Origin of the sequence: Alicyclobacillus sp. SP_1 (assembly GCF_024706985.1) — a bacterium.
GTDB lineage: Bacteria > Bacillota > Bacilli > Alicyclobacillales > Alicyclobacillaceae > Alicyclobacillus_I.
On the sequence record NZ_JAMCCX010000018.1, the window covers coordinates 12,765 to 35,786 of the forward strand.

Annotated in this window: 20 protein-coding genes, 1 pseudogene and 1 riboswitch; of the genes and pseudogenes, 19 read left to right on the top strand and 2 right to left on the bottom strand. The window is 55.9% G+C overall.

The window, feature by feature from the left end:
• The first annotated feature begins 108 nt into the window (after positions 1–108).
• A riboswitch (cobalamin riboswitch) is annotated at positions 109–292 on the top strand.
• 187 nt (positions 293–479) lie between these two features.
• The 5 genes from M4I36_RS06085 to M4I36_RS06105 are packed head-to-tail and all read left to right on the top strand — an operon-like array spanning position 480 to position 6,136.
• The gene (locus tag M4I36_RS06085; protein WP_258110839.1) at positions 480–1,346 is read left to right on the top strand and encodes a DUF4430 domain-containing protein; all 867 of its coding nucleotides are present in this window, start codon (positions 480–482) and stop codon (positions 1,344–1,346) included.
• Entirely contained in the window at positions 1,307–2,236 is a 930-nt protein-coding gene (locus M4I36_RS06090; RefSeq protein ID WP_258110840.1) for an energy-coupling factor transporter transmembrane component T, read from the top strand. Before M4I36_RS06085 ends, M4I36_RS06090 begins: the two co-directional genes overlap by 40 nt.
• Positions 2,233–4,065: an ABC transporter ATP-binding protein gene (locus tag M4I36_RS06095; protein WP_258110841.1), complete on the top strand. Its 1,833-nt coding sequence runs from the start codon at positions 2,233–2,235 to the stop codon at positions 4,063–4,065. The genes M4I36_RS06090 and M4I36_RS06095 overlap by 4 nt, the downstream gene beginning before the upstream one ends.
• Entirely contained in the window at positions 4,062–4,820 is a 759-nt protein-coding gene (locus tag M4I36_RS06100; RefSeq protein ID WP_258110842.1) for an ECF transporter S component, read from the top strand. The genes M4I36_RS06095 and M4I36_RS06100 overlap by 4 nt, the downstream gene beginning before the upstream one ends.
• Positions 4,820–6,136 (top strand): prenyltransferase/squalene oxidase repeat-containing protein, encoded by a 1,317-nt coding sequence (locus tag M4I36_RS06105; protein WP_258110843.1) that lies wholly within the window; start codon positions 4,820–4,822, stop codon positions 6,134–6,136. Before M4I36_RS06100 ends, M4I36_RS06105 begins: the two co-directional genes overlap by 1 nt.
• 167 nt (positions 6,137–6,303) lie before the next feature.
• On the opposite strand, the gene M4I36_RS06110 is transcribed toward M4I36_RS06105, so the two are convergent.
• A complete protein-coding gene (locus tag M4I36_RS06110) occupies positions 6,304–7,635 on the bottom strand; it encodes a cation:proton antiporter (protein WP_258110844.1) in 1,332 nt (443 codons plus the stop codon).
• A 209-nt stretch (positions 7,636–7,844) separates the two neighbouring features.
• Here M4I36_RS06110 and M4I36_RS06115 point away from each other — a divergent pair, with 209 nt between their 5' ends.
• From M4I36_RS06115 to M4I36_RS06160, 10 genes are all read left to right on the top strand, one after another.
• Positions 7,845–8,894: an LLM class flavin-dependent oxidoreductase gene (locus tag M4I36_RS06115; protein ID WP_258110845.1), complete on the top strand. Its 1,050-nt coding sequence runs from the start codon at positions 7,845–7,847 to the stop codon at positions 8,892–8,894.
• Positions 8,895–9,022: 128 nt separating this feature from the next.
• The gene (gene nagB / locus M4I36_RS06120) at positions 9,023–9,787 is read left to right on the top strand and encodes a glucosamine-6-phosphate deaminase (protein ID WP_258110846.1); all 765 of its coding nucleotides are present in this window, start codon (positions 9,023–9,025) and stop codon (positions 9,785–9,787) included.
• A 5-nt stretch (positions 9,788–9,792) separates the two neighbouring features.
• The gene (gene nagA / locus M4I36_RS06125) at positions 9,793–11,034 is read left to right on the top strand and encodes an N-acetylglucosamine-6-phosphate deacetylase (protein ID WP_258110883.1); all 1,242 of its coding nucleotides are present in this window, start codon (positions 9,793–9,795) and stop codon (positions 11,032–11,034) included.
• 144 nt (positions 11,035–11,178) lie between these two features.
• Positions 11,179–12,039 (top strand): MurR/RpiR family transcriptional regulator, encoded by an 861-nt coding sequence (locus M4I36_RS06130; RefSeq protein ID WP_374985599.1) that lies wholly within the window; start codon positions 11,179–11,181, stop codon positions 12,037–12,039.
• A 31-nt stretch (positions 12,040–12,070) separates the two neighbouring features.
• The gene (locus tag M4I36_RS06135) at positions 12,071–12,814 is read left to right on the top strand and encodes an N-acetylmannosamine-6-phosphate 2-epimerase (protein WP_258110847.1); all 744 of its coding nucleotides are present in this window, start codon (positions 12,071–12,073) and stop codon (positions 12,812–12,814) included.
• Entirely contained in the window at positions 12,804–13,751 is a 948-nt protein-coding gene (locus M4I36_RS06140) for an ROK family protein (RefSeq protein WP_258110848.1), read from the top strand. The genes M4I36_RS06135 and M4I36_RS06140 overlap by 11 nt, the downstream gene beginning before the upstream one ends.
• 68 nt (positions 13,752–13,819) lie before the next feature.
• Positions 13,820–14,899, top strand: a complete 1,080-nt coding sequence (locus tag M4I36_RS06145; RefSeq protein WP_258110849.1) for a Gfo/Idh/MocA family protein — start codon at positions 13,820–13,822, stop codon at positions 14,897–14,899.
• Complete coding sequence (locus tag M4I36_RS06150; protein ID WP_258110850.1) at positions 14,896–15,771, top strand: sugar phosphate isomerase/epimerase family protein; 876 nt, start codon at positions 14,896–14,898, stop codon at positions 15,769–15,771. The genes M4I36_RS06145 and M4I36_RS06150 overlap by 4 nt, the downstream gene beginning before the upstream one ends.
• Positions 15,768–16,379: a Gfo/Idh/MocA family protein gene (locus M4I36_RS06155; RefSeq protein ID WP_258110851.1), complete on the top strand. Its 612-nt coding sequence runs from the start codon at positions 15,768–15,770 to the stop codon at positions 16,377–16,379. The genes M4I36_RS06150 and M4I36_RS06155 overlap by 4 nt, the downstream gene beginning before the upstream one ends.
• Positions 16,370–17,353, top strand: a complete 984-nt coding sequence (locus tag M4I36_RS06160) for a Gfo/Idh/MocA family protein (protein ID WP_258110852.1) — start codon at positions 16,370–16,372, stop codon at positions 17,351–17,353. Before M4I36_RS06155 ends, M4I36_RS06160 begins: the two co-directional genes overlap by 10 nt.
• On the opposite strand, the gene M4I36_RS06165 is transcribed toward M4I36_RS06160, so the two are convergent.
• Positions 17,346–18,518, bottom strand: a complete 1,173-nt coding sequence (locus M4I36_RS06165; RefSeq protein ID WP_258110853.1) for a GNAT family N-acetyltransferase — start codon at positions 18,516–18,518, stop codon at positions 17,346–17,348. The two genes, M4I36_RS06160 and M4I36_RS06165, sit on opposite strands and share 8 nt — an antisense overlap.
• Before the next feature lie 83 nt (positions 18,519–18,601).
• Here M4I36_RS06165 and M4I36_RS06170 point away from each other — a divergent pair, with 83 nt between their 5' ends.
• The 4 genes and pseudogenes from M4I36_RS06170 to M4I36_RS06185 form a co-directional block, all read left to right on the top strand.
• Positions 18,602–19,543, top strand: coding sequence for an SPFH domain-containing protein (locus M4I36_RS06170; protein ID WP_258110854.1), 942 nt, complete (start codon positions 18,602–18,604; stop codon positions 19,541–19,543).
• Positions 19,536–20,054 (top strand): hypothetical protein, encoded by a 519-nt coding sequence (locus M4I36_RS06175; RefSeq protein ID WP_258110855.1) that lies wholly within the window; start codon positions 19,536–19,538, stop codon positions 20,052–20,054. The genes M4I36_RS06170 and M4I36_RS06175 overlap by 8 nt, the downstream gene beginning before the upstream one ends.
• 106 nt (positions 20,055–20,160) lie before the next feature.
• Entirely contained in the window at positions 20,161–22,470 is a 2,310-nt protein-coding gene (locus M4I36_RS06180) for a YcdB/YcdC domain-containing protein (protein ID WP_258110856.1), read from the top strand.
• 283 nt (positions 22,471–22,753) lie between these two features.
• A pseudogene (locus M4I36_RS06185) lies at positions 22,754–22,873 on the top strand (ATP-binding protein); the annotation flags it as partial.
• Between the last annotated feature and the right edge of the window lie 149 nt (positions 22,874–23,022).

The window sequence follows — 23,022 nt, forward strand, 5'->3', positions numbered from 1 at the left end:
AAGATTCCTGTTCGCGGAAGTTTGTGTGGCTCGTCGTTTTTACGATATACTGAAGTGACAATTGATACGGAGCCGCACAGCGGACGGATGAGCTGAGAAGGCCATCCAGTCTGCATTTGAACTGAAGGTTCTTCAGACGAATGCGCAGGGAATCCGGTGTAATTCCGGAGCAGCCCCCGCTACTGTAAGTGAGGACGAAATTCCACGGGCCACTGACGCTTGAAGCGGATGGGAAGGCGGAAGAGTAGGGTGAATCACGAGTCAGGATATCTGCTGCTAGTGTGGCGTGTTCTCCTTCGGCGGGAAGGCTGTGACGCGACATCTATGAGCTTGGTTTTCTAAGGCTTACAGGGATGATGCGGCAAGCGAGCCTCTGAGGAGGCTCGCTTTTTCGATGACGAAAGCGTGTGCAGGATGGCGTTGGAACAAGGTCTGTTGTGTGTTGTCGTTGGAGATAGACCAGAGAGGAGAACTGGTATATGCGTAGATTGGCGAAGGTTGCGTCGATAGCGATTGCCGCAGCTGCCCTAGCGGGCGGGGTTCTCTTTGCCCCACATTCGCATGCAGCGCCAACAGTCTCCTCTGCGTGGTTGCACAGTTTGACGAAGGGAACACCGTCCTCGACGGTTGCAGCAGAACAAGCGGAGACAATAGTCGGAGCGTCCCACCCATCCGCGTCGTCGAGCACTTCCAGAGACACACCGTCGCACCGTTTGTTGACATCGTCCAAAACCGTTTCGCATTCAACCAAAATGTCGTCGACTTCGTTTGTGACCCATTCGGCTCAGTCCAATCCCGTTACGACCAGTGTGGCGACCTCAGCGACAACAAAACCATCAGGCGCAATTGAGCTAGGAAAACCTGCGCACCATCGTTCGTCACAGACGGAGGCCGTAAAACCAGCACAACAAAAGCCAGTCCAAGCTTCTTCGTCTTCGAAATCAACAGATGCTGCCGCGTCTTCGAAGTCAACAGATGCTGCGACGGCGGTGACTCCACCGAAAGCCGCAGTACCCGACAAGTATGGTACTTTCACGATTGTCGTGAGTAAATTTCAACACGTACTTGTGGATGAAAAAGTTCCTGTGGTTCCGGGTGAATCGCTCATGCAGTACATGCATCAGTACTTCAAAATTACGACGGCTTACGGCGGTGGGTTCATGGTTTCTATTGATGGAATTCGGTCCCAATGGACAGGAGTTCCGGTAGGTCAGCGCAAGCCATACGATTGGTTTCTTTATGTCAACGGGACTGAAGCCCCAGTTGGCGCTTTGAGTATCTTTCCGAAAGCGGGGGACGTGGACGTTTGGGACTATCAAAAGTGGAACCCAGCCACCGGCCAGTGAGGCGCACGACCGCCATGCACCGCCTCGCTACACCGAATCATCCTTGGGTCTACCCAGCGCTATTCTTGACATGGTGTCTCATGTCGGTCGCGCTTCAGAATCTTTGGTTACTCTTGGCGCTTCTCGCGAGTGCTGTTGCAGTACTCTTGGTGGGAGGAACGCCGAGCCGAGGTACGTATCGCTCTATGCTCTGGACAGTTCGCTTAACCCTGCCGTTTGTCTGCTTGTACGCGCTCGTGTCCATTGGCTACGCCTCGGCGCATCCGCTTGTTCCCCCGGTTTGGTTGAAGATACCACGTGTTCCCCTGTTTGGAACGCTGGTTGTGACCAAGCGAGGGCTGGACGTAGGGTCCACAGAAGCACTCCATTGGTTTGACGTGCTGGTGATTTTTTGGGCCATCAGCGGTCAAGTGTCCGCAGACGACATCCAGCACTGGCTCGGACGGCGCTTTGCGAGGGCAGGACTGTCGCTCGCCATGGTCCTGCACTTTGTCCCCGAATTGCTGGCAGAGCGAGAACGCGTGTTGGATTGGATGACCGTTCGCCGCCGCAACTTGGCACAGCAAGCGAGTTCTTCCTGGCTCGCGAGAGGGCGCCGAGAGTTGCAAATGCAAAAGACCCTTTATCGAGTGTTATTGACGAACGCACTAGAACGCGCTTGGCAGTTAGCCGAAGCGATGACCGTCCGCGGGTATGGGGCTACACGCAAAACAAGATATTCGCTCGCCCGTTGGCGGCCCTACGATGTATGGCTATGCGTTCTCTCTGCTTTGGCGCTGACTTTCGCGGTAGTGCCGGCGCTTTCGGGACTCGGCGTAGGACTTATTATCGCGGTGGCGGCTATCGTCCGCTGGCGATGGCGTGCCAGCTTGGAGTGGTCCTTGCAATGACGCGCGCAGTGGAGATAGAGCATCTCACCTATTGCTACCCAGAACGTGCTGAAAACGCATTGACGGACGTGTGTTTGACGGTCGAGGTCGGAGATTGGGTGCTGTTGCAGGGACTGACGGGTTCTGGGAAGTCTACACTACTCCAATGCATCACTGGGGCGTGTCCGCGCTTCCATGGAGGCGCTATCGGCGGAGACGTGCGCCTGCTTGGAACGTCGATTCATCGCTTGGATGCTTCGTCGCAAGCCCAGCAAATCGGCTATGTCAGCCAAAATCCCGTGGCGCAGTCTGTGTACGAGAATGTGGCGCATGAGGTTGCGTTTACGCTTGAAAATTTAGGTGTGCCGAAATCCGACATGTTTTGGCGCGTTGCCGAATCGCTAGAACTGGTCGGGATGTCCGACTTGAGCGACCGGCCTCTGTCCAGTTTGTCTGGCGGTCAGCGCCAGCGCGTTGCGCTAGCAGCCGCTCTGGTCCATCAACCGCGCATCTTGTTGCTGGATGAGGCAGCTTCTCAGCTCGATCCGGTCGCGGCCGCGGAATTTTTTGAGGTGGTCCAGAGAATACACCTGGATTACGGCGTGACCGTGATTTTGACGGACCATCGTGCGGATGCTGCTTATCCATGGGTCAATCAGGTCGTCGTGCTTGAAAAAGGGCGCATGGTGCAGCAATTCCCGAGCCCGTTCGTGGCAGCAAGGTGGTTGGTTTCGCATCGACCTGTCTTGGCCCCTACGCTAGCGCACATCGATGTCGCAATGAAGGAGCAAGTCGGCGCTTCTCAAGAAGTCACAGCGTTAACGGTGGGCGCTCTGCGCAAGGCCATCCGTCCCTACTTTGAGCATCTTAGCCGCTTTGGTCAGGTTGAGTGCCTCACTGTGGACCGTGCCGGTTTTGGTAGGCACGGCGGAGATGCGACGACGGGCTGCGGCTCGACCGTAGAGAACGTGCGGTCCCATTCTCCGCCGTTCGTAGAAGCCCGGTTCGGGGGGAATGAGGAACCGCTCGTGACCAGTGCGGCTCCAGCCAGAGGCCAGCGTGGGAACGACGAATCATGGGTGGCACTGAAGGGCGTCTCCATCTACTTTGCGGGTCGCGCAAATCCGGCTCTGGAAGATCTTTCAATGCAAATTGCTGGTCAAGCCAGAATTGCCTTGATTGGCCCGAACGGATCCGGCAAAACGACTTTGCTCCGAACGCTCGCTGGATTGCTACCACTGGCGACTGGACGCGGGACGGGGAGTTTGCTCGGCAAATCTGTGCGGGGTGCGAAGTCTCGACTGGAAACGGCGGGAGTGGGCTACCTTCCGCAAAATCCGCAGGAATTGTTGCACGGCAGCAGCGTGCGCGAAGAATTGGAGCTAGCACTCAAAGATGCGGGTCACGGTCTGCACCAAGCGAGCACTTTGGCTCAACGTTGGCTGCAAGACTTTCGTTTGGAGGCTCTCGCTGCCAAGCATCCCAGAGATTTGTCGGGTGGACAGCAAGTACAGGTCGCCTTGGCCGCTGTGCTTGCAACCCATCCGAAGCTGCTGCTCCTCGATGAACCGACACGAGGTTTGGATGCGAGCGCGCGTGAACTTCTGTGGGAGCGATTGGCTGCCTTTGATGGGGCCATTGTGATGGCCTCACACGACTTAGAGTTTGTGGCCGACTTTGCTACCGAAGTTCTTTTTCTTAGCCGTGGTCGGGTGGTTTTACACGGCCAGCCGCGCGACGTGTTTCGCCAGGCGCTGGTCTTTGCCCCCGTCGTGGCGCGCGTGTTTCGAGGGTTTTCGGACGAAATCCTCACTCTTAAAGATGCAGTGCGAGGAGGCTTCGCTAGGTGACAAACTGGGCCAAAGCACAGGTCGGTGTCTGCGTTCTCGTTGCCTTTGGAGTGCTCGTGTATGGTAGCATCGTCGAGTGGGACTGGTATTTCATCGCCATCGCCATGGCCGCCGTCTTGACGTATGCGGGACTGACTGCGTATGAGTCGATGGCGGTCGACCCGAAAAACATTGCGCTCGTCGCGACGTTGGGTGCCGTGTCTTCGATTGGACGAGTGGTCGTGCAGGGCATTCCGGATGCTGAGCCTGCCACGTTTCTCGTGTTGATGTCCGGCTTTTCCTTTGGTCCTGTGGTCGGCGCAGTGGTCGGCGCACTGACGGCACTGGGGTCAAATCTCGTTCTTGGGGAAGGCATTTGGACGCCTTGGCAGATGGTGGCGTGGGGCTTGGTCGGATTTTCTGCTGGACTGTTGCGAAGGATGTGGCCTAGCATCCGCATCCGCTGGCTCATCCCTTTTGCGGTTGTCTGCGGCTATGCATTTGGGTGGTTCATGAATATTCAGTACCTACTCGGCGAATCGTCCGTGACCTGGAAGGCATATCTTGCCGCTTGTGTGGCCAGTTTCTTTCCATTTGATACGACCAACGCAGTGGTGACGGCAGGCCTGGTGGCGATTGCAGGATATCCAGTCTATCAAATTTTTGAACGGTTTCGGAAGCGGATGGTCGTCACACGTTTGGACTCATCTGACGGATACTCTGAGACAGGAAACGAGCGCGAAGATATCGCGAACACAGAGAGGAATGAGTTTTGATGACAAAGAAGTTTTGGATTAGCACGAGTACAGTCGCGGCGGCGACGATTGTCATGGCCGCACCTTTGACAGCATTAGCTGCGTCGAGTGGACAAGCTGGCACGAGTACGGCTGGCAGCACTTACGGCAGTACCTCCCCGTCTCAGATGACTTCGCAAGCTGAAAAGAAAGTAGAATGGACTGATTTGACATCTGCGGTCGCTTACATGAATAAGACGCAGATGAGCGCTTTGCCAGATTGGACCCTGATGGTCAACTTTGCGGACAACCACATTGTTCCGGATGTCAAGTGGTCGGCCAAAGGTCTTTCTTCGAAAGCATCCACTGGGACACTGGATAAGGAAATTTTGGCGGCGTTAGCGGACCATCTCAATCCGCAGGATCTCATGGGGCACAATCTTGTTCAGGATTTAGCGAGCCGCGAATGGACCAGTGGCAAGAATGCCGGTTACTTTGCGTCCGCTGCGGGTGCGCCGGACACGACCGATACGGGACTGTCGGTGACCGACCAAGCGCTGTCGATCTTGGCGTTGCAGGATGCGGGGGGCGTGAAGTACGACGCAGCGGCTGCCGAGAAGTGGCTTCTTGGGACCCAGCATAAGGACGGCGGATTTGGCTATCAGGTCGGCGCGAGCAGCGACTCCAACGATACCGCGTATGTCATTGAAGCGTTGGCATCCTTGGGCGATACGAGCATGTCGGGTCCAGTGGCCAAAGCCTTGGCCTATGAGAAAAAACTGCAGGTCTCCGATGGTGGATTTCTCTATGATTCAACCGCCAAAGCGATGGATGCAGACTCAGACGGCACGGTGATGGACGCACTCGCGAGCGTGGGTATAGCACCTTCCTCGTGGGCGGTGGGGACGAACACACCCGTAACGGCGCTGCTGTCGCTTTACAATGCGAAAGTGGGCGGGTTTAACTATCAACTCTCCGGAAAGTATTCGGGCGTGGACGGATACTCCACTCGCGATGGAGCGTTTGGGTTGGCAGCCAGCCTGACCGGAAAATCCATCTTTGAGCGGCTACATTACACCCCGCTCACGAAGTGGAACGCTTACTGGGCGGCAGTCGCCAAGAAACACGGTCTGTGGATGAATCATCAATGGATGCCGTGGAGCGCTGTGAAAGAAGAGGCCGCAGCGGGATCGTACGATTCATCTCTCAACGCCTACTGGCAAGCTGTTGTCAAAAAAGGTGGCATGTGGGTGACGAAGGATGGACATCCGGTGTTCATGCCCTGGAATGAGCAGATGGCGCATGCGGCACTCGTTGGCAGTTTTGGCGCGGATTCGGTGTTTGTGGCGGGACTGTAAAGAACCCGAGCTTTTTGCGGCCTGACGAGCGGTAGTTCGCTCTCTTTCTTTTTTGTTGCAAACCAGAATCAACACAAGGACCCTGCAGAGCTGTGCTGTGCAGGGTCTTTGCCTATATTTGCATGGAGTTGGTGGGTTGCAAGTCGCCACAGGGCCTTGAAAGAGATCTACCTTGCCAGCGGCGGATTGTCAAAAGACATGTCCTCATCGATCCGGTCGAGAACGAGGTCCTCATCCCCAGGCATGAGTCGTTTGCCACTCTTTAAGACGTAGCGCAACCAAGAACCGGCCATCCACGACGTCACTAAGGCTAGCATGACCAAGATGGCAAAAAAGTCTTGATTGATAATGCCGAGCGAAAATGCGACAGAGGAGAGAACAATGCCTGGACCACCGCGAGCATTCATGGCCGCAGCGAAGTTGAAGCTGGTCAGTCGGTCGGAGCGAATGATTCGGCAAGTCACATAGACGACCGTCCCCTGAACCAAGGTTGCAAAGAGCAGATAGAGCAAGAAGAAGCCAACACTAAAATCTTGAGCTAAATTCAGTTGCATACCGATGATGGCAAAAAACAAGGGGATAAAGAAGGCGAAAGAAATGCTGCCAATTCCCTGCTCGACGCGTTTGAAGAGGGTTTCTGGAAGGGAGAACTTGGTCGCGACGCCTGCGAGCAGCGCCCCATACATCACGTCGACATTGAGAAACCCGGCAATGTCGGCGAGGGCAAATAATATGACCAAGAAGTACCCGAGAAACGACGCGCGAAAGAGAAAATTGCCCCGTTTTGAAGTGATGCGCCTTAGAACAAAAGGCACGACGGCGATGCAGACGATGAGAAAGGCGAAAGTCACGAGGAGGCTTTTTGAGACGACCCACACGCTGATGCCGTGATGGCCCGGAACAATCATGCCTGCGGCAACGGCGAGAGCCACCCAGAGAATCAAATCATGGACACCAGCAATGGCTACCACAATTTTGGCGAAGCGGGAGTGGAGAATACCGAGATCGGCAAAAATTTTTGAAATCACAGGGATGGATGTGACGGCGATTGAGATGGCTACCACAATTTTTAGTGCCGTGAGATTTTGGTCTGGTCCAAGAAATTTGGCGGGGTCAAAGAGGTACGTCGAGAGCCAGCCGACGACAAACGGGATGATGGTCGAGCCGAGGATAATGGCCACCCCAGTCTGAATATCGGCTTTTGCGAAACGGGCTTGGAATTTCAGCCCAGCCATGTACAGGAGAAGGAGCTCTCCGATAGCGTAAAGGAGGCCAAACAGGCCACTTTCGCCTGAAAAACCGAGATACAGCCAGTGAAACGTCTGTGGAAAGAGGGTGCCAAGACACGTGGGACCAAGAACGAGACCGCCTGCGACTTCGCCGATGACGCGAGGAACGGCCATGCGTTCTGCGAGGTACCCAAGAAGATTGGCAGCAGCGAGAAGAAGCACCATGGCGAATAGGAAACGAGCCAAGTCGGAACTGGCCAGACTGAACATACAACACACTCCTTTGGGCGAAGATTTGCGCTGGCACGGCGCAGTTGGCGCAGTTGCCAATCTCTGTGGAGTACGGTATGTGCGGACAATCGTCCCCGGCGTGGACAGATGGCCGAGGTCATCCGCCCGTTACGACGCTCTTTCTGCTACAGGCCGAGTGGAGAATGAGGGGGCGGGAAGGATACAATTTTCGCATGGAGGGGATGTGCATGTCGGATTTGACACGTTCAGGGGACGTTTCGTTTTCTGTATTAGACTTGGTACCCATTGTGGAAGGCGGCAATGCCGCAGAGGCATTGCGGAACAGTCTCGAGTTAGCGCAGCATGCTGAGCGTCAGGGATATCGCCGCTACTGGGTAGCGGAGCATCATAACATGCCTGGCATTGCCAGTTCAGCCACTGCAGTCGTGATTGGACATCTTGCCGCCGGTACGAACACCCTTCGCGTGGGCTCTGGTGGAATCATGCTGCCCAATCACTCGCCACTCGTGATTGCGGAGCAATTTGGCACGTTGGAGTCTCTGTTTCCGGGACGGATCGATCTCGGTCTTGGCCGCGCACCGGGCAGCGATCGGCAGACGGCGCACGCCTTGCGAAGACATCTCGAACAGCACGGCGACGATTTTCCAGACTTAGTGGCCGAGCTCTTTGCTTATTTTCACCCTGCCGCCTCGGCGGACGGACGGGAAAGCACCCGCGTGCGCGCCGTTCCGGGGGAGGGTCTGGACATTCCTCTGTGGCTCCTAGGGTCGAGTGACTTTAGTGCGCAGTTGGCGGCACACTGGGGGCTGCCATTCGCGTTTGCCAGTCATTTTGCTCCAGACTTTACCATACAAGCTTTAGAACTGTATCGAACCATGTTTCGGCCGTCGGTCTTTCTGTCCGAGCCACACGCTATGGTTGGGGTCAACGTGGTAGCGGCAGATACGGATGCAGAGGCTGCATTTTTGGCGACTTCCATGCAACAGCAGGTGCTGAGTCTGATGCGTGGCCGGCCAGGTCGGCTACCAGCACCTGTGGCCAATTTCGACGACCTCTGTAGTGGTGAAGAACGGGCTGCACTGGCGGCGCGAGGACGATTTACGGTAATTGGAAGTCCCGCCACAGTGGCTGTGAAGCTAGACCGCATCTTACGGGAAACGGGAGCGAATGAGGTCATTTTCAGTTCCTCCATGTATGACCATTCCGCTCGTCTTCATTCCTACGAGTTAGCGGCTCAGGTGATGACAGAGTGGAATCTTTCGGTGCGTCAGAAATAGATGGTGGTAAAATCCTTCAAGACAAGATAATATGAAATAAATATCCGCGCAGGCACGGCGATGGCCGATGGTACTCTGAACACGGCCTTCGGTGACCTGCTCGTCGCCTGCGGCAAGGAGGTGGAACGATGCCAGCCCTACGCGTCTTCCCCGATGAACAGAGTGGTGCCGTCTATGCTGCGGCCGTCATGGACCGGGTGATGCAGGCTCGTCGCTCTCCTGTTTTCGGTTTGGCGACGGGTTCCACCCAGATTCCTCTCTATCGGCAGTTGGTTCGAATGCATCGGCAGGGGTTATCGTTTGCCACCGTGACCACTATCAATTTGGATGAGTACGTGGGTCTGTCTACGCAATCTCCGGGCAGTTTTTCTGCGTATATGGAGCGGAACTTTTTTCGCCATGTGGATATTCCACCCGGCGCTCGCCATCTGCCTCAAGGCGATGCACCGGACTTGGCGGCTGAGTGTCTGCGCTACGACGCTCTTCTGTCTACGCACCGTCTCGATTTGCAACTACTTGGCATTGGCATCAACGGGCACATCGGTTTCAACGAGCCGAGTACGAGTCTATCTCTGAAAACGCACGTTGTGGCGCTTCAGGACGAGACGATTCTGCGAAATTCAAGCGACTTTCCAGATGGGTCAAACGTTCCCCGCCAGGCCATCACGGTCGGATTGCAGTCCATTTTCGCAGCCAGGACCATTTTATTGCTGGCGTTTGGGCGCGACAAGGCAGAAGCGGTTGCAGAGTCCGTTTGTGGACAGGTGCGAACCTCCTGTCCGGCCAGTCTGTTGCAACTGCATCCGCGGGTAACCTATGTTTTGGATGCGGCCGCTGCTGGTCGACTCCCTGACGCGGGCCGTTTGCTCGCTCTAGAGGAGGCGGCATGGTGAGTGACATGACCTCTGGGAACGAGGACGGCAACTTGGGGCGCTATCGACGGCGAGTGTTACGTGCAGACTTCGTCTTGCCAACTGGAGTTCTGCGTGATGGGTGGATGGCCGTCGAAGATGGGCGAATTGTTGCCATTTGCGCTGCAGCAGACGCTGGCGTGGCGGAGTGGTTGGAACGTGGCTTCGCTTTGGAAGATTGGCGTCAGCACATGGTGTTGCCTGGTTTGATTGATGTGCACATGCACGGCATCGGCGGTCATGACTGTATGGATATGGATGACAAAAGTTTGCCTGCCATCTCTCTGCAATTGGCGAATCACGGCGTAACTGGCTATTTGGCAACCACGGTGACGCAGAGCTTCGAGGCCACGCGGCTGACTTTGGAGCGAGCGCAGCGTTTCATGGCCGAACAGCAGGTGGCTTTCGCTTCGGGGCGGTGGACGGGTGCGCGGTTGCTCGGTGTCCACATGGAAGGCCCGTTTCTCTCGCCACAGCGCAGAGGCGCTCAAAATGGGGAGTATCTGCAGACACCGGACGTGCAGGTGCTGCAGCAACTGCTGGATGTAGCACCGGGATGCGTCCGGTTGGTGACTTTGGCACCCGAACTCGCTCAGGCAGACGCGTTGGTTCAGCACTTGGTGGATGCAGGGATTCGCGTCTCGATGGGTCACACAGATGCGACGTATGAACAAGCGGAAAAAGCCATTCAGCTTGGTGTGCAGCATGTGACACACTGTTTTAACGCGATGAGTGGGCTGCACCATCGGTCTCCAGGAGTTGTCGGCGCCACGCTACTTTCAAACCGGGTCAAAGCGGAACTGATTGCGGACGGGATTCACGTTCATCCAGCGGCAGTTCAAGTCTTGCTGCGGATGAAAGGGCGCGATGGGGTCGTGCTCATCTCCGACAGCATTCGTGCCACGGGCATGCCAGACGGCGAATACGCGCTCGGTGGACTGAAGATTCGAACAATCGATGGCACCGCGCGGTTGCCGAGTGGAGAATTGGCGGGGAGTACGCTCACCCTCGACAAGGCGGTCCAAAATCTTGTGCAGCGCTGGCAAACCCCGCTCGCGGACGCTGCGTATATGGCCTCCGCTTCTCCCGCCGAGGCGCTGCGACTGGACGGCGTGGGGCGATTGGCCGTCGGATATCAGGCGGACTATAGTATTTGGGACGCGGCCGGATGCTTGCAGCAAGTCGTCATGGGCGGAACGAGGGAGGACGCGGTGAAAGCAGCGCCGTGACCGGAGTAGCTGTTTTAAAAAATGGGAGCAACTGTTTTGAAAAGCGGACTGTCCGTGACCGTCATGCATTCCGCCGTCGCGCATTCAAAAGGAGTTTCTATTGATTACGCAAGACAGCATGTTGCGAAGGGAAGGAGGGATGGTGTGGAACAGACGCTGCATGGAACTCACTGTATGGCTTTGCTCCAAAGTGTCTATCCATCGCTGTCTCCAGCCGAACAGAAGGTTGCAGATGCCGTTTTGAAAGACGCAGAGCAGACGGTCTACTCTTCGGTGACGGATCTGGCAGAAAACAGTGGCGTCGGTGAGACGACCGTCATTCGTTTCTGCAGAAAATTAGGGTTTCGCGGATTTCAAGAATTCAAGTTGTCCCTCGCACAGGAGTTGGTTGGCCCGAGCCGTCAAGTTTACGGACAGGTTCAAGAGGAAGACGACCTTGCCACGATGGTGCAGAAAATTACTCTTCAAAATAAACAGGCGCTTATGGATACGCAAAGTCTGCTCCAAGAATCTATGTTGGAACGAGCGACGAACGCACTCTTAGCGGGGAGAAATTTGTACTTTTTCGGTGTGGGTTCGTCCGGTATGACGGCGATGGATGCTGAGTATCGGTTCATGCGACTCGGATTTCAGGCCCATTTTGCCTGCGATGCACACGTGATTGCCATGCACTGTTCGCTGCTCACGCGAGCGGATGTCGTCGTCGGAATCTCATCTTCAGGCAGTACCAAAGATTTGGTAGACGCCGTTCGGATTGCTAAGGAGAAAGGCGCTTACATCATCTGCCTGACCAGTCACGCGCGTTCTCCCATCACTCAATATGCCAATGCCGTTCTCCTCTCAGCGGCGAGAGAGTCTCCTCTTCAAGGAGGAGCATTCGCTTCGAAAGTGGCGCAAATTCACGTTCTCGATGTACTGGCCACCGTTGTCTCCATGCGCAAGCGAGAAGAGACGTTTGCTGCCATGGAGAGCACTGCAAAGGCAGTGTTGGATAAACTCTACTGACGTGCGCGGGGCAGAGAAAGGTGGTGAACGGATGGATGCGGTGTGGCAACGGCTGCATGGTGGGCTGGTGGTGTCTTGCCAAGCTCAATGGGGCGATCCGCTCTATGGCACGGAGTTCATGGTGGCGATGGCGAGATCGGCCAAACTGGGTGGCGCTTCCGGTATGCGCGTTTCGGCGGATGACCTGCCCGCCGTCCGGACGGCTACTTCGCTACCGATGATTGGACTGCAGAAGCGCCGCTATGGAGACTGTGCCGTTTGGATTACGCCGACTATCGCCGAAGTGGACTCCCTGGTTGCAGCTGGCGCCGATGTGATTGCCCTGGATGCGACCAACAGGCCTCGTCCGGGCGGGCTGAGCTTAGAGCGGCTGGTTTCGCAAATTCGAGCGAAATATGGCGATGTTCCGCTGCTTGCCGATGTAGCGACGTGTGAAGAGGCGTTGTCTGCAGAGCGACTGGGCTTTGATGCAGTGGCTACAACCCTGTTCGGCTATACGGAGGAAACGGCGGACGAGTTGCCGCCGTCCGTGCTCGGACTTGTTCAGCAGTTGGTGGACCGCCTGCGTATTCCAGTGCTTGCTGAAGGTCGTCTTCGCAGGCCCGAACAGGCAGCCGAATGTCTCGCTGCGGGAGCTTTTGCGGTCGTCGTCGGAAGCGCTATCACGAGGCCGCAAGAGATTACGAACTGGTTTGTCGAGAGCATGAGATGCTCGTCTCTGGGGGCATCGCATTCGCGGGAAGGGGGCAGCGGCCACGAGATGCATGGGAGATGATGGGGTTGACATTGGCGTCGACTTGGGTGGGACGAAGCTTGCGGCGGCGCTGGTCGGGGCAGACGGGCGTGTCTCGGAGCGCGTCAGTCGCAGCACTCCTCAAACGGGGCGGGACGATGTTCTCGACGCGCTCACAGAGACCGTTCGGCATGTGCGCCAGCGAGCGTCGAAACATGGCCTAGTGGTGCAGAGTGTAGGCATTGGTACTGCTGGTCAAATCGATGTGGTGCGCGGCGTGGTTTTGGCAGGAACGACAAACATTCACGATTGGAATAACGTGCCGCTCCGCGACGCGGTTGCGGCAGCCACTGGACTGACGACTTTCGTGGACAATGACGTTCCCGTCGTGCTTCAGGCAGAGCGCGAATTTGGCGCCGCACAAGGCTGCACCGATGTGGTCTGCTTGACGGTCGGCACGGGTATTGGTGGGGCTGTGCTGACTGGCGGACGATTACTCCGTGGCGCTTGGGGCGGTGCAGCAGAACTCGGACACATTTCAGTGGATAAGCATGGTCCAGTCTGTGCGTGTGGATTTCGCGGCTGTTTGGAGATGTTCGCGTCCGGTACGGCCGTAGCGCGAAGAATGGCTGAGTTGACGCATGGGGACCGGAAATGGACCGGAGTCGAGGTGTTTCAAGCGGCACTCTGTGGCGATGCGCTAGCCGAGCAAGTTGTCTCTGAAGCCATTGACGCGCTTGCGTATGGAGTGGTCAGTCTCATTCATACCTTTAATCCTAAAATCATGCTTCTCGGCGGCGGGGTCTTCTCAGAGGCGGAATGGCTTCGCGAGCGACTCGAGAACAAAGTTCACGGCATGGGCATTCAGAGTATGGTTCAGTCTGTGCACATTCGCCGCGTATCGCTTGGAACCGATGCCGGTCTGATTGGTGCGGCCCGTTTGCGGGCGATGAGTACAATGAACGGAGAGCTTAGTTAGTCGACCACGGCGGTCGAGGATTGGACGCAGGGTGGCAGGGTGACACGTAGACTTTGGGAGGTTGGCAGATGAGCAAACAGTGGCGTGTGGGCGTGGTTGGAGTGGGATCGATAGCAAAGCTTGGGCACTTGCCATTCTATCGGGATCATCCCGATGTCGATCTCGTTGCAGTGGCCGATGTTAATCTTACACGGGCGCATGCCGTCGGCGAGGAGTATGGGATGACGAGAATCTATGGAGACGCGCTCCAGATGTTTGACGCCAAAGAGGTTGAAGCTGTCAGCATCTGCACGGACAATGAGAGTCATGTGCCCCTCGCGATTGCTGCGATGGAGCGGGGAATTCACGTCTTGGTGGAGAAGCCGCTGGCCACCCGCTTCGCCGATGCGCGACGGGTCGAGGAAGTGGCAAATCGGACGGGATGCTTATGCATGGTTGGGATGACGCACCGCTACCGGAACGAAGCGCAGGCGCTCCACAAAGTCGTTCGCTCCGGAGCGCTCGGTGAAATTTACTATGCGAAGGCGCGCATTTTGCGCCGGCGCGGAACGCCGGCGGGTTGGTTCACGAATCGCCAGAAGTCGGGTGGCGGGACGCTGATGGACATCGGGGTGCATGCGCTGGATTTAGGGTGGTGGCTGATGGGTGAACCCACGCTGGCCTCTGCTTCTGGAATTCTGGTCAAGGGAATTGGGCGCTACGATACGAAAATGGTGGACCGCTGGAAATCGTCGGATGCGGCGAATCAAGACAACGCCATCTTTGATGTCGAGGACTTTGCGGCGGCACTCGTGCGGTTTGAGGGCGGATCGGCCCTTCAGCTAGAAGTCAGTTGGGCCCTCAACGGTCGGCAAGACGACGCCCTCCAAGTCGAGGTGTTCGGAAGCAAAGGGGGGATTTCCCTCTCTCCACTCTGTGTTTTTGGCGAACAGGCAGGATTTCTGGCGGAGTCGCAACTGTCTGTGGACGGGAACTCGTGGTATCAGGATGAGATTGGACATTTTATCGACTGCCTGCAGGACGGAACATCGCCGCTGTCCACGGTGCAGCAGGGTGTGCAAGTGGTGGAGATGCTGGAAACCATTCAGCGGTCGGCCAGCGTGGGTTTTGAAGTCCGCAAAGTGGATGAGAGGGGGCACCGAGGATGAACGTCGGTCTGAGCATGTACAGTGTTCACCGCCGTTGTGGCAGGGACGGGTGGGCGGTACGCGATTTTTTGGAATATTGCCGGCAACAGAACATTTCCTCCGTGGAACTGCTCGATTTGTTTTGGCTGGATGTCTACAAGGAGCTACCGGAGACCATCGCGTTTCTGCAAGAGTACGGAATGACGGTCTCCGCCTATGACGTCCACAACGACTTCGCCTCACCCGATGCCTCGGTGCGCCAAGCAGGTCTATCGAGCGTGCGCGCTGGACTCGAGATGGCCAATGCGCTAAAGACTCGCTCTGTGCGAATCTTCGCCGGCAATGTCGCCCCCGGCATCGACTTTGCAGCGGCTCGCGAATGGGTGGTAGAGGGACTGCGTGCGGCGGCACAATTGGCGGAAGAATTTGATGTTCAACTCGTGCTTGAGAACCATGGCCAACTCGCCGGTCGCAGCGAACAAGTGGAAGCCCTGTTGGCAGACGTGGGCTCGAAGTATCTGACGTGTGCTTTTGACACGGGAAATTTTTTGCTGGTCGCAGACCATCCGCTGCCCGCGCTCGAGCGTCTTCGCAACGTCATCGGTCACGTTCACGTCAAAGATTTTGCCCTCTCGAGCTCGGACGAAGGACTGCTCAGCACGGATGGACGACGCTATCGCTTCGTGCCGCTCGGTCAAGGTATAGTGCCAATCGCAGAGATTGTGGCGCGGTTGTCGCAACTTGGTTACGATGGCACGCTGTCGATTGAATTTGAAGGAGAACCGGACCTCAGCGGAATTGAGCGTGGCCTCGATGTCCTTCGTCCGCTCGTCGCGACGGTCACAGGCAGTGGCCACGTTTCTGAAGACACGGCGAGAGGAGACGCGCGATGACAGGCATCCACCTCGCCAATCCGTCACTGCGCGCCCTACCCGAATACGCGTTGGCACGGGAACGGGTGGTCACAGGACAATTGGGTACAATTGGGACGGTTTATACGTTTTGCGGTGGTGCCTGCCCCTGGGATGTTCAGACGCCTTCGGGTGACACGGCTCCACAAGAGGTTTCCATCTTTGAGTGGATGCTTCCAGATTTCGACTTTCTCCGTTGGTGTTTCGGGGAAGTAGAGCGCGTCTATGCGAAACATCGGGGCGTTTCCGAGAAACGTCGGGTCCATCACGCTTTTGTCAGCCTTCGCTTTGCCACGGGTGTCATCGCTTCTGCAGAAGCGTCGTGGGCGTATCCGCCAGGGTTGCAGAGAGAGTTTGAGATTGCGGGCTCCGAAGGACTTCTTCGTCACCGGAGTGGCGCACCGCCAGGGTTGGAGGCTTACGTTTGGCCGCCTCAGTCGGCCCCTTCTCTGCTCTCCATGGAGACGGGACCCAGTGCAGAAATGTCGGAGGAGGACGTGCGTGAGGCTCTGCGCATCAGCAACGCTCTCTGCGAATCCGCAACGAACGGGTGCGCAGTGACGCTTGGGGGTGGATGTTCTTGCGCGTAGGGATGGTCAGTTTTGCACACATGCACGCGTATTCTTACCTTCATTGCCTGAAACAAATTCCGGGTGTCGAAGTCCTTGGATTTTCGGACGATGACGCGATGCGCGCACAGTCGGTCGTTCAGGATTACGGGTTGAGGTATTATCCCAGTACCGTCGAGCTACTCGATGCACGCCCGGACTGCATCCTTGTCTGCAGCGAAAACACGAAGCATCTCGAGAGCGTCTTGCTGGCGGCACAGCGCGGCGTGGACGTTCTTTGCGAAAAGCCGATTGCCACCACGCTCTCTGACGCCTGGAAAATGGTTGGAGTTGCAGAGGCGTCTGGGATTGTACTCGCCACCGCTTTCCCGGTCCGATTTAGCACGCCCGTCCGCCGTGCAAAGCAGTTCTTGGATGCCGGTCAAATGGGCCGATTGGTCGCGATGCGAGGTACGAATCACGGGCAAAATCCGGGAGGTTGGTTTGTCGATCCCGCTCTTTCCGGCGGGGGTGCGGTCCTTGACCACACGGTTCACGTGCTCGACTTGATGCGCTGGTTTGTCGGTTCCGAAGTGTGTGAAGTTTACGCGGAAGTGGGCACACGCTTTTCCGACATTCCGACGGAAGACTGCGGACTCTTGACGTTCGAGTTTGCGAGCGGCGTCATCGCCATGCACGACCCGAGTTGGTCGCGTCCAAAGTCAAATCCGACCTGGGGCGATGTGACGTTGGAACTCATTGGTACGGACGGGGTTTTGAGAGTCGACGCGTTTGCCGAGCACTTAGACTGGTACGATGACCGTTCGCGCATGTACCGCCACGACCACTATGGGGACTCCACGGATTTGAATTTGGTGCTCGACTTTCTCACGTCGGTACGGACTCGCCGCCGTCCGTCGGCGACTGGACTCGACGGGCTGAGGGCCCTCGAGGTTGCACTTGCTGCTTATCAGTCCGCCCGGGACGGGGCGCCCGTACGCTTGGACCTTAAATGAAGTTCAGACCTCCCGTGAATGGAAATGGAAGAGGGAACAGGCGTTGGCGCAGGATTTCAATCTCGCTGGACCAATGAGAAATGGGCGCATGCTCGTTGGGTGGAGTGCCTGTGTCAAAGACGAACGCGACGAGTTCTTCGGGAGTCACAGTCAGCGTGTGTTCGCCGATGGTGAGTGTAGTTCGGTTAGCGTCCGCCGGTTTGGCGCTAAGGGTGGCTGCTAACTCGGTGTCTCGCGCCTGACAGTACGGCTTCAGGTCGGCAAAGAGCTTTTCGGCAGAGAGGATACAAACGGTCCCTTGGTTTCGTTGCCGCTCTGCCTGTATCGTCTCGAGAAAGGGTGCAAGTGCGTCGTTCTCGGACTCGGAGAGGAAGAGTTGGAGCGGTCTTTGTTGTGTGCCTTTGCAGAGAATGTGATGAAAGATGGCTGCACATGCTGCAGCGTCCCCCGCCCACTCGGTGACCACGGTAGGCGCTTCGTCGTCTTCTCGGTAGGGCACAGCCAATACGGCAAAGGCGCGTACTTCTCCGTCCTGTTCGGCAACCAGCGCATGGTGCACACTGTGCGCGCAACTCGCCAGCGGGTTGGATGCAATGGCAGTAGCGAGATCGACCAAACTTTGTTCATAGCGCACCGCACGAGCGCTCGCCAGCGCGTGCACGCGAAACCAGTCCGTCGGCTTGAGTTCGCGAATCTGCCAATCGGCTCTGCCCGCAGTATGGCCGCCGTCTCGCCGAAGGTGGTTTGGCGCAGTCAGTCGATGAGCATAGGCCACGCCGAACGGCGCACAGTGAATGCGACGGTAGAGCGGGCCGTCGCCAGAGATGAGGAGAAGCGGCGCTCCCGCGGCCCGCGCGTGGTCTAATACAGCTTCAAGGACCTGCGAGGCCAGTTTGCGGCCGCGATAACGGGAGTCGGTACAGACAGAGCCGAGGGCATAGACGGGAATGCGGGCTGAGTCAACGTGTATCCAGTAAGGCATGATGCCGAGAAACGTGACTAACTCGCCATGTTCAAACGCGCCAAAGCCTTGTCCCAGATGTGCGGAGAATAGGGCTGGGAAGGCCGTTGCCATAGAGATTTGCGTATCATCGCGAAACGTTCGGTCGGCTAACGCGGCAGCTTTCGCATATTCTTCTTTGTGAAGCCTGCGGATGTCAAACATGGAAGCCCTCCTCGGAGCGAGACTAAGGCCATCATAGCGGAAAAATTTCTCTCCGGCCATGAGTCGAAGTTGAGAGGGAATAGATGGAACAAAGAGAATCTTATTCTATAGCGCATTCAGACATCCGCAGTGTTTTGGATGCTCGGATCGACATCTATCGCACATTGCAGAATGGAGGAACGACGATGGCTGGAGTAAGGCAAGTCATTAGCACGCTGAGCAACGACGGCAAAGAGCTGATGGGGCCGGATGTACTGGTGTTTCACTACCCGGACAACAGCATCATCAATGGTTCGCTACTGACCTGTGAGAGCAATCACTTTGCCGTGTTGAAGTCGCGTGGCGCGATTTTGAACGTGTACGAAACCGGGCAGTATACGGTTTCTACACCGGATCGGCCCATTATTGGCGTGTTTCAACAAGCATTTTTTGGCGGCACCAGTCCCTGGCAGTATGAAGTGTTGTACATCAACAGAGCCAAGCTGATTCTCGAAGTGCAAGGGGTGGCCTATTCACGAGAAATGGCGGAAATGGGCTACCACGTCAGTTGCTATGTTCACGTGGATTCGAAAGATGATGCCTTGCATCTCGTGCAACGCATGCCGATTGCGGGTCACTACGTGACCATTAAAGAGGTCAATGCCTACGCAGCTCCCGTTATTGAACAGTCCATCAACAAAATCGTCCAGGTTACGGAACTCGAGCGTGTCAATGAGCGCATGCCGGAAATTTTAGAGTTGGTTAAAGACCATCTTCAGGAATTTTTAAAAGTCTATGGGCTCACGCTGAACGACGTGAAGGCGCTGATTTTTCCGAAAGATGAGCGTATGAAAGAACTGATTTCGCTGCGGGCGTTTGGCCTCTCCGAAATCGACGCAGTGCGCTACTACACTGCGATGTTAATGGCGCAGCGCGGCATTGTCTCGGCGCCCAACATGGCGGTCGGGCAGCCGTATTTCGTCGGCAATCCGCAGATGGCCGCCCTGCAAAGCACTCCATTGGAGTTGCCGAAAGACCATGAGTGACCTTGTCCGCTACGGCGTCCAGATGGCGCCGCCGTCTGCGTCGACCACGCTCCTGCGAGGCATTCTGAACGCATGGACGTACAATCCAGCTCGACCCGAAAATGGGGCTCGCGACCGCAGCCAAGCGGTTCGTAATGCCTGCGACGAGGCGTTGGCGGCCTACTCGGACCACCTTCGGTCAGAACTGAGTCGCCTCCGTCGAGCTTTACCGGAGCCGACCCGAGACAATCCGTATCCGCCGATGGATGGGTTACAGGCTGTTCGTGAACTCGAGCGTTATCTTCAGCAGGTCGATGCGTTGCGGGTGCGCATTCAAGGTGCCGCGATTCCACCGAATGACATCATTGGGCATGGCCGGGCTGATAATCGCCTGTTGTTCATCGAATTGGAATCGGCCGATCGCGATTTGCTCCAGGCCCTCCTCGAGCTTCATGAACACTCAATTTCCGTAGTAGAGGGGATATTGGCGCACCGGGAGGACATTCTGCGCCAGTTTGACAGTCATCTCTAAAAATATTTTTTGTGCAACTTTGAAACATATTGCTGCTCCCTGTCGTCTCATCGGTGTACTTCTAGGCAAGACCTCGTGACCGATGAGACGAAGGGAGAGTCTATGGATGAAGCGACGGGTATATCTATCGGCAGCAGTGGCGGCATCGTTGGCGATGGGGGCGGTGTGTGCCGCGTCTCCGCCAGTAGCGCTGGCCGCAACTGCGACAAAGGCCCCCACCTCAAGAATTTCGATGAAGAAAGCGGAACAACTTGCAGAGCAGCGGGTGGCGATTCCAAAGACATGGGTTCTCACTCAGGCTTCGTACAATGCCAACCAAGTCTATGGCGAGAGCACATACTATTTTACTTGGCAACCGTTTTCGGATGAAAGCGACAACAGCGTATCTATGCAAAATGAATCGGTCACGGTCAACGCAACAACCGGCAGTATCGTCAGCGTATACCGTTCCAGTCCGACGAATCACTTTCAGTTTCCAATTCCGGTCAACGAAAAACAAGCAAAAGGCATTGCTCTGAGCTTGGTAAAGCGCATGTATCCGACGGTCTCGAACAAAGTTCGGTCCGTACCCCTAACACCTGTTTCTGGACCACTTTCCTATGGCATTACGTACAACTTCAATTTCGAGCGAATTAAAAACGGTATTCCGGCGCCGTTCGACGGATTGGACGTCCTCATTGGAGGTCACGGACATTTCCAAAGTGTCAATACGAATTGGACGGATGCCCACTTTCCGAGTTCCAAGCACGTTCTGTCAGAAAAACAGGCGCAAGCTATCTACAAGCAGAATCTCGGGCTGCATTTAGCCTATGAGCAAATTTTTTCTGCGTCCGGTGAAGGTCACTGGCGCCTAGTTTATAAACCGATGAAGGTTCCCAGTTTTACTTTTTGGAACTTCCAGTACAATAATGCACAATTTCCAAATCCCACGTTTGCCATTGACGCCAAGAATGGACACCTAGTCGAGTCGAACGGACAAACGCTTCATCTTCCCGCTGTTTCCACCTTGAAACCCGTCGTTCCTGGAGGGCCTTCCGTTTTGCCGGACACTCTTCACGCCAATTGGACCATGACACAGTCGTTAGAGCACGCCGAGCAGTTGCTGAACGTGCCATCAACGGTCACACCTTCGTACACGTCTCGAAGCTTGGAACACGGCAATGTAGAGTGGAACTTCTCTTGGAATCTAAGCGGAGATAGCCATGTGTATGCACAAGTGGATGCCACGCGCGGACTGGTCGTCGATGCTAGTCGCTATAACAAATCACTCCCACTGGCGCCGCTTTCTACAAAGAAGCAAAAGACGAAGGCAACGACGTCTGCTTCGAAGGCACCGCTGACCCAAGCAGAAGCCGAGAAAGTCGCCATTCGCTTTCTTCAAAAGGCTCTTCCGGAAGACACAGGGGCCATCGCTCTTGTTCCCGGAAATGCGGGAGTTCCTAATGGGAATAAAGTCGCCAATTATGACCTTGACTGGCTTGTTCATGGGATTCCCGTCGAGTCATTCAATGATCTCAGTGTCAATCGGACAACTGGACAAGTTACGCAGTATTCACTGAGTGTCCCTCGTCACATGAAAAATTTCCCATCGCCAGAGCATGCCATTTCTCTCGACGATGCAGAACAAGTATGGCTGACGCATCGGCCTCTACAACTGGTTTATGGTAGGACGCAGATTCAGTACAAGGTCGCCAAGACTGGCGGCAAGGTTCCTGCGTCGAGTCGAAAAATTCTCCTGCTCTATGTTCCGATGACGACAACGGGTGGAACGGGTTCGTTGGACGCGCTGACGGGTCATTTTGTGGGCTCTGCCAACGCCAGTTCGCTCACTTCGAGTATTCGTGACCTGAAGAACGTGGAAGGGGGCGCACAAATTCGCCTACTGGTTGAACACGGGCTTCTCAAGGTGGGGCCGCATGGGAATGTCCATCCGCATCAACCCATGACCGTCGGTGCTTTCGTAAAATTAGTGATGGGAGCCCTTGTTTCACCCTTTTCTCCGGAGAATTCCTTGTCGGTTACCGAGTTGCATCACGCGCTGTCGGGCACATCCAAATCGAATCCTGCGTATCAAACCATTCGTCAAGCGCTGGAGGAGGGCTGGTTGCCAAGCAATCGTGTGGTTCATCCGAATGCATTCATCAGCCGATGGGATGCGTCCCAATTGTTGCTGAAAATGCTCGGGGATGGTCCATTGCTCAAAGAGTCTGACATCTTCACGCTGCCGGACAGTGCCAAGCAGCAGGTCTCAAAGAACGATCGCGCTGCCGTGGCGATGGCCATCGGGTTAAAGCTGTTCGCGCTTGACAAGAATGGCAAATTTAATCCGCAACAGCCAGTCCAAATCGACCAGGCTGCGGTTGCCGTCGTACGTTCGGCGGTCCTCATGCCGATGAGCAACAATGGAATGAATTAGCTCGCTGTCTCCCTGTTTTCATCGCGATCGCCCGATGGCTAACTGCATAGAAGCGGTCGGGCGAATCGCGAATGTCAACACGCGATGGGTGGAACAGGCATTGGCGAAGGAGCACAGGATTTTCATGCTACACTAAGACATGTCAGAATGAGAGACTGTGGAAAGGAGCTAGGTTCGAGTTAATTCCCCGCACAAAAAGGCACCTACCACGTTTTTTCAGCCAGGAAGACCTGGATTTGATCCGAGAATGGATTAATGAACCTACAACGACGACCTACGGAGGGCACACGCAGAGAACAAACTCGACATTCGGATGCGTAAATACTTGCGCCCAAAGCTGCTCGTGATGGATGAAGTCGGATACTGGCCATTTGGGCCGGAAGAAACCAACTCATTCTTCTAACTCGTCAGAACCCGTTATGAACACGAAAGCATTGTCTTGACAAGCAACAAAAGCTTTGCCGAAGTGGGTCAAATCAAATCCGGCGTCGACACATTTAGCTGAGCAGCTACAAATGACAGGTATATCTCAGGACAAATTACTCCCGATTT